This is a genomic window from Nocardioides sp. P4_G4 (assembly GCF_056401085.1).
Window position 1 is genome coordinate 24,617 of the sequence record NZ_JBFUKA010000084.1, and the last position, 13,109, is coordinate 37,725.

Annotated in this window: 13 protein-coding genes; 10 read left to right on the forward strand and 3 right to left on the reverse strand. The window is 72.1% G+C overall.

From position 1 onward, the window contains the following. Window positions 1–98: 98 nt before the first annotated feature. Entirely contained in the window at window positions 99–1,310 is a 1,212-nt protein-coding gene (locus tag AC1DQF_RS17560; RefSeq protein WP_477526513.1) for an acyltransferase family protein, read from the reverse strand. A gap of 45 nt (window positions 1,311–1,355) precedes the next feature. Here AC1DQF_RS17560 and AC1DQF_RS17565 point away from each other — a divergent pair, with 45 nt between their 5' ends. The 4 genes from AC1DQF_RS17565 (at window position 1,356) to AC1DQF_RS17580 (ending at window position 5,694) form a co-directional block, all read left to right on the forward strand. Then, window positions 1,356–2,327, forward strand: a complete 972-nt coding sequence (locus tag AC1DQF_RS17565) for an NUDIX domain-containing protein (protein WP_477526514.1) — start codon at window positions 1,356–1,358, stop codon at window positions 2,325–2,327. A gap of 110 nt (window positions 2,328–2,437) precedes the next feature. Continuing rightward, window positions 2,438–3,673: a class I SAM-dependent methyltransferase gene (locus AC1DQF_RS17570; protein ID WP_477526515.1), complete on the forward strand. Its 1,236-nt coding sequence runs from the start codon at window positions 2,438–2,440 to the stop codon at window positions 3,671–3,673. After that, a complete protein-coding gene (locus tag AC1DQF_RS17575; RefSeq protein WP_477526516.1) occupies window positions 3,666–4,685 on the forward strand; it encodes a hypothetical protein in 1,020 nt (339 codons plus the stop codon). Before AC1DQF_RS17570 ends, AC1DQF_RS17575 begins: the two co-directional genes overlap by 8 nt. 10 nt (window positions 4,686–4,695) lie before the next feature. Then, window positions 4,696–5,694, forward strand: coding sequence for a DNA topoisomerase IB (locus tag AC1DQF_RS17580; RefSeq protein ID WP_477526517.1), 999 nt, complete (start codon window positions 4,696–4,698; stop codon window positions 5,692–5,694). 9 nt (window positions 5,695–5,703) lie between these two features. On the opposite strand, the gene serC is transcribed toward AC1DQF_RS17580, so the two are convergent. Next, window positions 5,704–6,819 carry a phosphoserine transaminase gene (gene serC / locus AC1DQF_RS17585; RefSeq protein WP_477526518.1) on the reverse strand — a complete coding sequence of 372 codons (1,116 nt, stop codon included), beginning with the start codon at window positions 6,817–6,819 and terminating at the stop codon, window positions 5,704–5,706. Between the two features lie 54 nt (window positions 6,820–6,873). Here serC and AC1DQF_RS17590 point away from each other — a divergent pair, with 54 nt between their 5' ends. Further along, the gene (locus AC1DQF_RS17590; protein ID WP_477526519.1) at window positions 6,874–7,419 is read left to right on the forward strand and encodes a GNAT family N-acetyltransferase; all 546 of its coding nucleotides are present in this window, start codon (window positions 6,874–6,876) and stop codon (window positions 7,417–7,419) included. Between the two features lie 125 nt (window positions 7,420–7,544). Beyond that, window positions 7,545–8,150: a VldE C-terminal domain-containing protein gene (locus AC1DQF_RS17595; RefSeq protein ID WP_477526520.1), complete on the forward strand. Its 606-nt coding sequence runs from the start codon at window positions 7,545–7,547 to the stop codon at window positions 8,148–8,150. 9 nt (window positions 8,151–8,159) lie between these two features. Here the strand turns inward: AC1DQF_RS17595 and AC1DQF_RS17600 are convergent, their stop codons facing one another. After that, window positions 8,160–9,266: a citrate synthase 2 gene (locus tag AC1DQF_RS17600; RefSeq protein WP_477526521.1), complete on the reverse strand. Its 1,107-nt coding sequence runs from the start codon at window positions 9,264–9,266 to the stop codon at window positions 8,160–8,162. A 126-nt stretch (window positions 9,267–9,392) separates the two neighbouring features. On the opposite strand from AC1DQF_RS17600, the gene pdxH reads away from it, so the two are divergent. The 4 genes from pdxH to AC1DQF_RS17620 all read left to right on the forward strand — a co-directional run. Then, complete coding sequence (gene pdxH, locus AC1DQF_RS17605) at window positions 9,393–10,052, forward strand: pyridoxamine 5'-phosphate oxidase (RefSeq protein ID WP_477526522.1); 660 nt, start codon at window positions 9,393–9,395, stop codon at window positions 10,050–10,052. Window positions 10,053–10,102: 50 nt separating this feature from the next. Beyond that, window positions 10,103–10,678, forward strand: coding sequence for a TetR/AcrR family transcriptional regulator (locus tag AC1DQF_RS17610; protein ID WP_477526523.1), 576 nt, complete (start codon window positions 10,103–10,105; stop codon window positions 10,676–10,678). Continuing rightward, on the forward strand, window positions 10,678–12,411 hold the full coding sequence (locus tag AC1DQF_RS17615; RefSeq protein WP_477526524.1) for an ABC transporter ATP-binding protein: 1,734 nt from the start codon (window positions 10,678–10,680) through the stop codon (window positions 12,409–12,411). The genes AC1DQF_RS17610 and AC1DQF_RS17615 overlap by 1 nt, the downstream gene beginning before the upstream one ends. Beyond that, window positions 12,408–13,109: ABC transporter transmembrane domain-containing protein (locus AC1DQF_RS17620; RefSeq protein WP_477526525.1), on the forward strand; the 702-nt coding region annotated here is incomplete at its 3' end. The genes AC1DQF_RS17615 and AC1DQF_RS17620, both read left to right, overlap by 4 nt.

Below are 13,109 nucleotides of genomic sequence, written 5' to 3' on the forward strand. Positions count from 1 at the left end.
CGATGAGCGCGGCCGCGGCCCGCGACCGGACCTCACCCGGGGGCGGCGCGTCGACGTGGTCCTCGGGGAGCCGTTCACCTCGCTCCCCGGGGACGACCTCACATCCTGGACGCAGGACCTCGGTCGTCGGATGACGTCGCTGCTGGAGGGGTTGCAGCACCTGCCGCACCACTCGCCACGTCCCGGTGAGCCTGCTCCATGGCACCCGGCCCACCTGGGCGGGTCGGCGCCGACGAGGCTCGAGGCGCAGGCGCTGGAGTCGGTTCCTCGCTCGGCCGTGCGCCCGAGCTGGGGGCCGGTGCCGAGGAGCGGGCCGAGCGACGCGACTCCCACCAGCCCAGCGGGTTGGTGAACGGCTCGAGCACACGGCGTACGGGGGCGCACGCCAGCAGCAGCGCCAGCGCGACCGCACCCAGGGTCGTGAGCACGAAGCCGGCGGTCGTGTGGTCCTCGGCCCAGCCCGGCCAGCCGAGCGCCTTGACGGTCTTGATGACGAAGCCGTGGAAGAGGTAGACGACCATCGTCGCGCCGCCCATCACGGTGAACCACCCGAGGGAGCGGCGGGGGACCAGGGCGAGCACCGAGAACGCGCCGACCAGGCCCAGGGTCAGCACGGTGAGGCGGGTCTGGAACGCGATGACCGGGTCGATGCCGACGTCCTCGTAGCCGGCGTCGTACCAGAGGAACGCGGTCTGGGCCCAGGCGTCGGTGTAGAGGGCTGCGACGGCCATCCCGACGAGCGCGGGGACGGCGGCGATCCGCACCCACACGTCGTCGAGGTGCTTGAGGTGACGCGGCTTGAGGTGCAGGCCCAGCACGAAGAACGGCAGCAGGCCCAGGAAGCGCGGCAGCATCAGCAGGTCGGTGTTCCAGAAGCCGCCCAGGACGCTGACGGCGACGGACAGAGGCAGGAAGAGCCAGTGCAGCTTGAGGATCGGGGTGACCAGGCGCCACATCAGCAGCACGACGAGGTACCACATCGTCCAGTGCGGCTCCAGCCACAGCGTCCCGGGCTCGGTCTCGCCGACCACGCCGACGCGGTAGTAGTACAGCGCCGGCTCGAAGATCAGGTAGGGCACCAGCAGCGTGTAGAGCAGGCTCTTCATGTGCCGGTGGTCCCACTCGAAGGACTTCGACAGGTAGCCGCTCACGAAGACGAACGCCGGGATGTGCCACAGGTACAGGAAGTCGTAGGCCCAGTGCGAGCCCTGGGTCTTCTCGAGCAGGCCCCAGGAGTGCCCGATCACCACGAAGACGACGAGCACCATCTTGGAGTTGTCGAGCCACGGATCTCGTTGCGTGGAGGGCACCCGCTGAGGCTACGTCAGTCACCCCTTCCATGGCAGGTTGGTGCCATGGCCCCTCTCCCCAGACGACAGCGCGTGGCGGCGTACGCCGTCATCCTGCGGACCCCGGCCACCTGCGCGGACGGCCCCGCGACCGGTGACGGGCCCCGCGGGCCCGAGATCCTCCTGTGCCGCCTCGCCCCTCGGATCAGCCGCAACGAGCTCTGGACCCTGCCCGGCGGCGGTCTCGACCACGGCGAGGACCCGCGCGACGCCCTGCTGCGCGAGATCGTCGAGGAGACGGGCCTCGAGGCGGTGCTGGGTGACTCGGCCCGCGTCTACAGCGCCCACCTGCCGCGCGCGTCGCGCGACGGGGTGCTGACCGACTTCCACGCCCTGCGCATCGTGTACGACGCGTGGGTGCGCGCCGACGCGCCGCAGCCGCGTGTCGTCGAGGTCGGCGGCTCCACGATCGAGGCTGCGTGGCACCCGGTGGCGGCCGTCGAGGCGGGGGAGGTGCCGGTCGTGGCGACGGTGACCGAGGCGCTCGCCGACCACCGGACGATGCGGGTGCAGCGGGTGGCGGCCTACGCCGTGGTCCGTCGCGACACACGGGTGCTGCTCACCCGGCTCTCGCCCACGGCGGCCCACCCGGGCTCGTGGACCCTGCCCGGCGGCGGCATCGACCACGGGGAGCGACCGGCCGCGACCCTGGTGCGGGAGGTGGCCGAGGAGTGCGGCGTCGCCTGCGAGGTCGGGGAGCTGCTCGGCGTGCACGACACCCACTTCTCCGGCACCGCTCCCACCGGCCGGTGGGAGGACTACCACGGCGTGCACCTGCTCTTCGCCGCGAGCGTGGCCGACGGCGACGAGCTCCGGGTCGTCGAGGTCGGTGGCACCACCGACGACGTCGCCTGGGTCGAGGAGGGCGACATCGCCTCGGGGGCCGTCCCGGTGCTCGACGTGGTGACGTACGCCCTGTCGCTGGCACCCGCGCGGAGTGGGTCGGCGCACGGCGGCCGACCTACGATGGGCGCATGAACCCCCGTCAGCGTCGACTCGTCATCCCGGTCGCGCTGGGGGCCCTGCTCCTCGTCGTCCTCCTCGCGTCCGTCCTGTGAGGCGGCCAGTCGTGGGCGGAGGCGCCTGACATGGCTACCGAGCCCCTCCTGCGGGCCCTCGCCCGGATGCGCGGGCACCTGCTCGACCCCGAGACGCTGGTGCGCGCCGTCGCGTCCGGCGCCCAGCGCGGCGGCCGGGTCCCGGCGGTGGCCGGTCGACCCGTACGACGCGTGGAGCTGCGCTACGTCGACCTCAAGGCCGGGCGCCACCTCCAGGTCACGTCGTACGACGACACCCAGGCGCACACCACCAACGTGGCGGTCGGCGACGCCGCGAAGGCGGCCGTCGACGACCTCCTCGACGAGCCCTTCGGCAGCTGGCACGTCGACACCACCACCCAGACCCACCAGGTGCGCGCCACCAAGAAGCTCGAGGCCGTGACCCACACGCAGGACCGGGCCACGCCGGTCGAGGCGGAGCGGGGCCACGACAAGGCCAAGCAGCGCCTCCTCGCGGAGGACGACCCGGTGCTCAGGGCGCTCGGGATCTCCGACGCGCAGGGCCGGATCAAGCCGACCCGGCAGGCGAAGTACCGCCAGGTGGAGGAGTTCCTGCGGCTGCTCGACGCGGCCATCGGCGACGCACTGGCCAAGGGCCAGCTGCGCACCCCCACCGAGGACGACCCGCTGCGTGTCGTCGACCTCGGGTGCGGCAACGCCTACCTGACGTTCGCGGCCCACCGCTACCTCTCGGCGGTGCGCGGTCTGCCGGTCCGCGTCACCGGCGTCGACGTCAAGCAGCAGTCCGCCGACCACAACAGCACCGTGGCGTCGGCGCTGGGGATCGAGGCCCACTTCGTGGTCGGCACCATCGGCGACGCGGAGCTGCCCCAGCCCCCCGACGTGGTGCTGGCCCTGCACGCCTGCGACACCGCCACCGACGACGCGCTGGCCCGGGCCATCGCGTGGGATGCGGCCCTGGTGCTGGCCGCTCCGTGCTGCCACCACGACGTGGCCGCGCAGCTGCGCAAGGCCCCGACGCCGGCGCCGTACGCCATGCTCACCCGCCACGGCATCCTGCGCGAGCGCTTCGCCGACACCCTCACCGACGCGCTGCGGGCCGCCATCCTGCGGCTGGTCGGCTACCGCGTCGACGTCGTGGAGTTCGTGGAGAGCGAGCACACGCCCCGCAACACGCTGCTGCGCGCCACCCGCACCGGCACGCCCGTCACCGGCGGCCGGCTCCGCCAGGAGTACGACGACCTGGTGACCACCTGGGGGGTGCGGCCCCACCTGGCCGAGCTGCTGGACGCCCCGCGTGGCTGACCTGCGGCGTCGGCTGCTGACCGTGGCCGCGGGGGCGGGCGTGCTCGCACCCTTCGCCATCGGGCTCGCGATGGGTGCCGAGCCCGACGACGGTCGGGTGCTCTTCTCGTTCTCCGACCCCGAGATCGTCGAGTCGAGCGGGCTGGTGGCCTCCGGCGACCGGGTGTGGACGACCAACGACTCCGGCGACATCGGGCGGGTCTTCACCGTGGACGCCGCCACCGGCGAGACGGTCGGCACCACCTACTGGGCCGACGGACCACGTGACGTCGAGGCCCTGGCCCCGGCGGGACCGGGCCGCGTCTGGGTCGGCGACATCGGCGACAACTCCGGGTCCCGCGACTCGATCGAGGTGACCCGGGTGCCGGTGGGCGACGGCGACCGCACGGTCGACGAGGAGACGATCGACCTGGTCTACCCCGACGGACCGCGCGACGCCGAGGCTCTGCTGGTGGACCCCACGACGGGTCGCATCCTCGTGGTCACCAAGGGCGTCTTCGCCGGCGAGGTCTACGCCGCGCCCCCGGAGATGGCCGATGACGCGCCCAACCAGCTCGGGCTGGTCGGCCAGGTCGTCGGACTGGTCACCGACGGCGCCTTCTTCCCCGACGGTCGCCACGTCGTGCTGCGGACCTACTCGCGCGCCACGGTCTACACCTTCCCCGAGCTGGAGTCGGTCGGCGCCTGGGACCTGCCCGCTCAGCAGCAGGGTGAGGGCATCGCGGTCACCCCGGACGGCCGGGTGCTCGTGAGCAGCGAGGGCCAGGGCTCCGAGGTGCTGTCGGTGCCGGTGCCGCGCCGGGTCGAGCGGGCGATGGCGGAGCCGACTCCGACCTCCTCGACGACCGCGACCCCGACCGCGACCCCGACCCCGACGCCGGCCGACGGGGGCACGGTCGCCCCGGACGACGGCGCCGCGCCGACGGACCCCTACGCCTGGCCGTGGCTGGCGGGGGGCGTCGTCGGCGTGATCGCCCTAGGGGTGCTGTGGCGCAGCCTGAGGCCCCACTAGCCTCACCGTCATGCCACGCCTGCGCCGTACCGCTCCCGACCAGCCGGGCTGGACCCGGCGCCGGGTCGGGAAGGGCTTCACCTACCTCGACCAGCACGGCGACCGGCTCGCGCCCGAGGACGTCCAGCGCTGCAAGGACCTCGTCATCCCGCCGGCCTGGGAGGACGTGTGGATCACGCCGTTCCCGAACGGGCACCTCCAGGCCGTCGGCACCGACGACGCCGGTCGGCGCCAGTACCTCTACCACCCGCAGTGGCGCGCGAGCCGGGACGCGGCGAAGTTCGAGCGGATCATCGACTTCGGCAAGGCCATGTCCAAGGCCCGCGAGCGGGTGCTCACCGACCTGGGGACCGAGGGGATGAGCCAGGAGCGCGCGTGTGCCGTCGCGGTCCGGCTGCTGGACCTGGGCTACTTCCGGATCGGCAACGACGTCTACACCGACACCAACGGCTCCTTCGGCCTCACCACGATGCTGCGCGAGCACGTCACCAAGCGGGGCGGCCGGCTGACGTTCTGCTTCGTGGGCAAGTCCGGGGTCGAGCACTGCATCGAGATCGACGACGAGGCGACGATCGCTGCCCTCGACGTCATGCGGGCCCGCCGGGGCGGCGGCGACCGGCTGCTGGCGTGGAAGGACGGGCGCCAGTGGCGCGGCCTCGACGCCGGTCAGGTCAACACCTACGTCCGGGAGGCGACCGGGATCGAGGCCACGGCCAAGGACTTCCGGACCTGGCACGCCACCGTCATCGCGGCGGCCGCACTGGCGAGCACCGACGAGCCGGGAGCGACCAAGGCCTCACGCAAGCGGGCCGTCTCGGCGACGATGAAGGAGGTCTCGGAGTTCCTGGGCAACACCCCCACGCTCGCCCGCACGGCCTACGTCGACCCGCGCGTGGTCGAGGCCTACGAGCACGGGCGGACGATCACGGTGAAGTCGTCGTACGACACCGACGACGCGCGCCAGGCGGCCCTCGAGCGAGCGGTGCTGCGCCTGCTCAAGGACGCCTGACGCGTCGGGTCAGAGCCGGCCGACGACGTGGTCGATGCAGGCGGTGAGCCTCTCGACGTCGCTCGGGTCGATCGCGGGGTACATCGCGATCCGCAGCTGGTTGCGGCCGAGCTTGCGGTAGGGCTCGGTGTCGACGACGCCGTGGGCCCGCAGGACCTTCGCGATCGCGGCGGCGTCGATGGAGTCGTCGAAGTCGACGGTGCCGATCACCAGCGAGCGGTGGCTCGGGTCGGTGACGTACGGCGTGGTGTACGACGTCCTCTCGGCCCAGCCGTAGAGGGCGTCGGAGCTGGCCGTGGTGCGCTCCACCATGCCGGCGAGCCCACCCTGGGCGTTCATCCAGTCCAGCTGCTCGGCCATCAGGAACAAGGTGGCGACCGAGGGCGTGTTGTAGGTCTGGTTCTTGGCCGAGTTGTCGATGGCGGTCGGCAGGTCGAAGAACGCCGGGACGTGCCGGTCGGTGGCCGCGATCTCGGCCGCCCGCTCGAGCGCCTTCGGCGACATCAGCGCGATCCAGAGACCGCCGTCGGAGGCGAAGCACTTCTGCGGCGCGAAGTAGTAGGCGTCGACCTGGGTGAGGTCGACGGGCAGGCCGCCGGCACCGGAGGTCGCGTCGACCAGCACGACGGAGTCGTCCTCCACCGGGCGCACGACCGGGGCCATGACGGCCGTGGAGGTCTCGTTGTGGGCCCAGGCGTAGGCGTCGACGCCCTCCTCGGCGACCGCGTCGGGACGCGAGCCCGGGTCGCTGGCGATGACCGTCGGGTCGTCGAGCCACGGCGCCTGCTGGGCGGCCTTGGCGAACTTGGAGGAGAACTCCCCGAAGGTGAGGTGCTGGCTCTTGCGCCGGATCAGCCCGTAGGTCGCGATGTCCCAGAACGCGGTCGCGCCGCCGTTGCCGAGCACGACCTCGTAGCCCTCGGGCAGGTCGAAGAGCGACGCGAGGCCCTCGCGCACCCGACCCACGGTGTTCTTCACCGGCGCCTGGCGGTGGGAGGTGCCCATCAGCGTGCTGCCCGTCGCGGCGAGCGCGTCGAGGTGGCTGGTCTGGATCTTCGACGGGCCGGCGCCGAAGCGGCCGTCGGCGGGCAGGAGCTCGGTGGGGATCTGGATCGCGTCGTTCACGAAAGAAGCCTTCCGGGGAGTCAGTGGTGAGAGGTCCCTGACTACGCTGTCAGCGTGGACAGCCTCTCATCCGACCCTGCGGTCGTGGCAGCGGGTCCGCCTGTCGAAGGCCTCGTGCCGGCTGCCCGGCTGGTGATCGAGAGGCTCCCCATCACCGCCCCCGACGCGGTCCTCCTCGTCGAGCAGGTGCAGGAGGAGTACGTCGCGCGCTACGGCGGTCGCGACGAGTCCCCGATCGACGCCGGCGAGTTCGAGGACCCGACAGGGATGTTCTTCGTCGGTCGCCTTGCCGCGACGCCCGTGGTCTCGGGCGCCTGGCGGCGGCGTACGGACGTGTCGTTGTCCGGCACCACCCGCACCGCCGAGGTCAAGCGGATGTACGTCGCCCCGTCGGCGCGCGGCCTCGGACTGGCCCGACGCATGCTGGCCCACCTCGAGCTCACCGCGCGCGAGGCGGGCGCCGAGGCGATCGTGCTGGAGACGGGGGAGAAGCAGCCCGAGGCGATCGCGCTCTACGCCTCGGCCGGCTACGCGCGCATCGACGGCTTCGGCTACTACCGGGACTCCCCGCTCAGTCGCTGCTTCGGCAAGCCGCTCTGACGCCTCGCGCGACCGCGATGTTCCGCGTGTCCAGCCGACACGCCGGAGGGTGAACCCCTTTTCTCCCATTCGCCCCACGCGTCCCGCGTCGCCCGCCTAGCGTTCCTCCGGTGTGGGGAGGCGACATGCGTAGGGGACCGGTGGTGCTGCTCGCCGTCCTGTCGAGCCTGGTGGTCTGGGCCGGCCTGCTCACGGTGCCGGCGCAGGCCGTGTCGTTCCAGCGGTACGCCATGCCCGTCGAGTCCTACGCGCGGTACCAGCCGCAGAAGACGTGCGCCCGCACGGACCGGCCCGGGACCGTGGCGCTCGGTCAGTGGCTGGTCGCCCGCGGCGGCGTGTACGGAGGGACCCTGCGCGCCTGCTCGAGTGGCGGGCAGTCCGAGCACAAGGACGGCCGGGCCTTCGACTGGATGCTCGACGTCAGGAACCCCGACGACCGGGCGCTCGCCGACGCCTTCCTCATCGAGGCGTTCGCCGACGACGAGCTGGGGGACAGCGACGCGCTGGCCCGCCGGATGGGCATCATGTACGTCATCTGGAACGACCGGATGTACGCGGCGTGGGACGGCTTCGAGCCGAAGAAGTACCTCAACTCCGGCTGCCGCACCCGCAAGGGCTGCTCGGCCACCCTGCGGCACCGCGACCACCTGCACGTCTCGCTCAGCATGGCCGGCGCCCAGGGGCGCACCAGCTGGTACGTCGAGCAGGCCCTCGCGCCGCCCACCGCCTGACCGCAGGGGTCAGGCGCCCCAGCCCTCGTTCCAGCCGTCGACGTCGGACGCCGGGCGCGAGGGCGGACCGGTGTAGATCGCCGAGGGGCGGATCAGCCGGCCGGTGCGCTTCTGCTCCAGGATGTGCGCCGACCAGCCGCCCGTGCGGGCGCAGGTGAACATCGAGGTGAACATGGTCGGCGGCACCTCGGCGAAGTCGAGCACGATCGCGGCCCAGAACTCCACGTTCGTCTCCAGGACCCGGTCCGGGCGGCGCTCGCGCAGCTCGGCGAGGGCTGCCTGCTCCAGCGCCTCGGCGACGGCGTAGCGCGGGGCGCCGAGCTCCTTGGCGGTGCGCCGCAGCACCCGGGCGCGCGGGTCCTCGGCGCGGTAGACGCGGTGGCCGAAGCCCATCAGCCTCTCGCCGTCGTCGAGCAGCTCCTTGACGTACGACGCGGCGTCGCCGTCACGTCGCTCGACCTCCTCGATCATCCCCAGGACCCGGGACGGGGCGCCACCGTGCAGCGGCCCGCTCATGGCGCCGATCGCACCGGAGAAGGCGGCGGCGACGTCGGCGCCGGTCGAGGTGATCACCCGGGCGGTGAACGTGGAGGCGTTCATGCCGTGCTCGGCGGCCGAGGACCAGTAGGCGTCGATGGCCTGGACGTGCTTGGGGTCGGCCTCGCCCTTCCAGCGGATCAGGAACTTCTCGGCCAGCGTCCCGCCCTGGTCGACCTCCTTCTGGGAGACGACGGGCAGGTGCAGCCCGCGCGCGGACTKGGCGGCGTACGACAGGACCATCACGGCGACGCGGGCGAGGTCCTCGCGGGCCTGCTCGTCGCTGATGTCGTAGGTCTGGCCGAAGCCGAAGGCCGGGGCGAGCATCGCGACGGCCGCCTGCACGTCCACACGGACGTCGCCGGTGTGGACGGGCAGGTTGTAGGGCTCGGCGGCGGGCAGGCCGGGGGTGTAGGAGCCGTCGATGAGCAGGCCCCAGATGTTCTCGAACGGGACCCGGCCGACGATCTCCTCGATGTCGACGCCGCGGTACCGCAGCGCGGAGCCCTCCTTGTCGGGCTCGGCGATCTCGGTCTCGAACGCGACGACTCCCTCGAGTCCGTGGTGCACCTGCGTCATGGTGTGCGCTCCTCTGGGGCCGACGTGCGTGGCGGGATGGCCCGCGGAGGCGGGCGACTCATTGTGCACCTGACCCCCCACCACGTCGCCACCGCACGCCGCGGGTGCGGGCTAGGGTCGGGAGTCATGGACCCCGCCGGCGACCGCTCCGTCGATCTGGCCTCCCTGCGGGAGGAGTACTCCCGCGGAGGGCTCGACCTCCCCGACCTCGAGCCGGACCCGGTGGACATGTTCACCCGCTGGCTGCACGAGGCGGTCGGGGCCGGCCTGCACGAGCCCAACGCGATGGTCGTGGCGACCGCCACCCCGGACGGTGCCCCCTCGTCGCGGATGGTGCTCCTCAAGGGGGTCGGCGCGGACGGCTTCGTGTTCTTCACCAACCTGGCCTCCCGCAAGGGCGACGAGCTGGCGGCCAACGCACGCTGCGCCCTGCTCTTCCCCTGGCACCCGATGGAGCGCCAGGTCCGGGTCGAGGGCACCGCGGCGACGCTGCCCCGCGATGAGGTCGAGACCTACTTCCGCTCCCGTCCGCGGGGTGCCCAGCTCGGTGCCTGGGCGTCACGACAGTCCACGGTCGTGCCGAGCAGGGCCGCGCTGGCTGCCGACTTCGCCCGCATGGATGAGCGGTTCCCGGACGTGGTGGACCTGCCCGACCACTGGGGCGGCTACCGGGTGCGACCCGAGGTGGTGGAGTTCTGGCAGGGGCGGACCAGCCGCATGCACGACCGGCTGGTCTATCGCCGCGGCGCCGGCGACGCCTGGGCGGTCGAGCGTCTGGCTCCCTGAGGAGTTGTGAATCGCTTGTGAGTGAGCGCTCACTCACCTAGGGTGTCCGGGTGACCCCCCGTGCCACCGCCATGTCCGCCGCCGACCGCCGCACCGCGCTCGTGGACGTGACCCTGCCCCTGCTCCACGAGCACGGCCGGGCGGTGACCACCCGCCAGATCGCCGAGGCCGCCGGGGTGGCGGAGGGCACGATCTTCCGCGTCTTCGAGTCCAAGGACGACCTCGTCCAGGCGGCCCTGGACCATGCCTTCGACATCGAGCCCTTCCTCGACGACCTGCGCCGCATCGAGCCCGACCAGCCCCTCCGGGACCTCGTCCTCGACCTGGTCACCCTGCTCCAGATCCGGTTCCGGGGGATCTTCACGTTGATGACCGCGGTCGGGATGGTCGGCCCGCCCGCCGGTCGCACCCACATGAAGCACACCCGCGAGGAGGCGGCCCAGATCATGGCCGACCTGCTCGCCCCGCACGCCGACGAGATCCGCGTCCCGGTGGCGCAGCTCGTGCACGTCACCCGGCTGCTGACCTTCTCCGGCAGCCATCCCCACCTCTCCGACGGCCGGATCCTGTCCGCCGACGAGATCGTCACCACCGTCCTCGACGGTCTGCTCACAAAGGTCGACTGATGCTCCTGCGACTCATCCGCACCCACCTCGCGCCGTACAAGCGCCCCATCGCCGCGATCGTCGCGCTCCAGTTCGTCGGCACCCTGGCGATGCTCTACCTGCCCAGCCTCAACGCCCAGATCATCGACAACGGGGTCGTGCTGGGCGACACCGGCTACATCGTCCAGCGGGGAGCGGTGATGCTCGCCGTCTCGATCGCCCAGGCCCTCTGCGCGATCGCGGCCGTGTGGTTCGCCGCGCGCACCGCGATGTCCTTCGGGCGCGACCTGCGCGCCGCGATCTTCTCCCGGGTCGGCACCTTCTCGGCCCGCGAGGTGCAGCACTTCGGCGCCCCCTCGCTCATCACCCGCGAGACCAACGACGTCCAGCAGGTGCAGATGCTGGTCCTGATGGGCTTCACCATGTTCGTCTCCGCGCCGATCATGATGGTCGGCGCCGTCGTGATGGCCATGCGTGAGGACGTCGGGCTCTCGTGGCTGATCGTGGTCGTGGTCCCGGTCCTGGCGGTCTCGGTCGGGCTGATCGTGCGCCAGATGGTGCCCAGCTTCCGGCTGATGCAGGTACGCATCGACGAGGTCAACCGCGTGCTGCGCGAGCAGGTGACCGGTGTCCGCGTCGTGCGCGCCTTCGTCCGCGAGGAGCACGAGACCCGCCGCTTCGGCGAGGCCAACGACCAGCTCACCGTGGTCGCCGTCCGGGCCGGTCGCTGGCAGGCCGGCCTGTTCCCGGTCGTCATGCTGGTCGCCAACGTCGCCTCGGTCGCCGTGCTGTGGTTCGGCGGGCACCGGGTCGAGTCGGGGGCCATGGAGGTCGGTGCGCTGACGGCGTACCTCACCTACCTCATGCAGATCATCATGAGCGTGATGATGGGGACCTTCATGATGATGATGATCCCGCGCGCCGCCGTGTGCGCCGACCGGATCGTCGAGGTGCTCGACACCGAGAGCAGCGTGGTCACCTCGGCCGACCCGGTCACCGAGGTCACCGAGCGCGGCACCCTCGTCCTCGACGGGGTCACCTTCGCCTACCCCGGCGCCGAGGAGCCCGTGCTCCGCCGCGTCGACCTGCAGGCCCGACCCGGGCAGACGATCGCCATCGTCGGCTCCACCGGGGCCGGCAAGTCCACCCTGGTCAACCTGGTGCCGCGTCTCTTCGACGCCACCTCCGGCACGGTGTACGTCGACGGGGTCGACGTCCGCGACCTGGCTCCCGAGGTGCTGTGGTCGCGGCTCGGCCTGGTCCCGCAGAAGGCGTTCCTCTTCTCCGGCACCATCGCCGACAACCTGCGCTACGGCAAGGCCGACGCCAGCGAGGAGGAGATGTGGCACGCGCTCGAGATCGCCCAGGCGCGCGACTTCGTGGTCGCGATGCCCGACGGGCTCGAGTCGACCGTCTCCCAGGGGGGCAGCAACTTCTCCGGAGGGCAGCGCCAACGGCTGGCCATCGCCCGGGCAGTGATCCGTCGGCCCGAGATCTACCTCTTCGACGACTCGTTCTCCGCCCTCGACCTGACCACCGACGCGCGGCTGCGGGCCGCGCTGGTGCCGGTCACGCGTGACAGCACGGTCGTCATCGTCGCCCAGCGGGTCTCCACGATCCGCGACGCCGACGTCATCATCGTCCTCGAGGACGGGGAGGTCGTGGGGCGAGGCACCCACGACGAGCTCCTGGCGACGTGCGGCACCTACCTCGAGATCGTCCAGTCCCAGCTCACGGTGGGAGAGGTCGCATGAGTGACACCACGAAGCAGGCGCCCGCCACGCTCAAGCAGACCGAGCGCATCGAGGCGGGACCCGGCGGTCCCGGCCGCGGCCCGATGGGCGGGGGCATGGTCGGGCAGAAGGCGAGCGCCTTCGGTCCGTCGGCCCGACGCATGGTCTCCCGGATGGCGCCGTACCGCGCCAAGACGCTCGCGGTCATCGCCCTCACCGTCGTCAGCGTGCTGGCCACCGCGTTCGGCCCGCGGGTGCTGGGCCGGGCCACGGACCTGATCTTCTCCGGTTTGATCGGCGGCCAGCTGCCCGACGGGTTGACCAAGTCCCAGGCCGTCGACCTGCTCCGCGAGCGCGGCGACGACCAGGTCGCCGACWTGGTCAGCGGCATGGACGTCGTCCCCGGCCAGGGCGTCGACTTCACCGCCGTGGGCCACGTGCTCATGCTCGTGCTGGCGATCTACATCGGCGCGGCCGCGCTCGGCTGGCTGGCCGGGTGGATCCTCAACGACGTGGTGCAGGGCACGGTGCGTCGGATGCGCTCCGACGTGGAGGACAAGGTGCACCGTCTCCCGCTCGCCTACATCGACCGCCAGCCCCGCGGTGAGCTGCTGAGCCGCGTCTCCAACGACATCGACAACGTCAGCACGACCCTCCAGCAGACCCTGAGCCAGCTGCTCACCTCGGTGCTGACCGTGGTCGCGGTGCTCGGGATGATG

Coding starts and splice junctions, on each gene's coding strand:
- AC1DQF_RS17565 (WP_477526514.1), top strand. CDS start 1,356: ATGGCCCCTCTCCCCAGACGACAGCGCGTGGCGGCGTACGCCGTCATC.
- AC1DQF_RS17570 (WP_477526515.1), top strand. CDS start 2,438: ATGGCTACCGAGCCCCTCCTGCGGGCCCTCGCCCGGATGCGCGGGCAC.
- AC1DQF_RS17580 (WP_477526517.1), top strand. CDS start 4,696: ATGCCACGCCTGCGCCGTACCGCTCCCGACCAGCCGGGCTGGACCCGG.
- pdxH (WP_477526522.1), top strand. CDS start 9,393: ATGGACCCCGCCGGCGACCGCTCCGTCGATCTGGCCTCCCTGCGGGAG.
- AC1DQF_RS17595 (WP_477526520.1), top strand. CDS start 7,545: ATGCGTAGGGGACCGGTGGTGCTGCTCGCCGTCCTGTCGAGCCTGGTG.
- AC1DQF_RS17615 (WP_477526524.1), top strand. CDS start 10,678: ATGCTCCTGCGACTCATCCGCACCCACCTCGCGCCGTACAAGCGCCCC.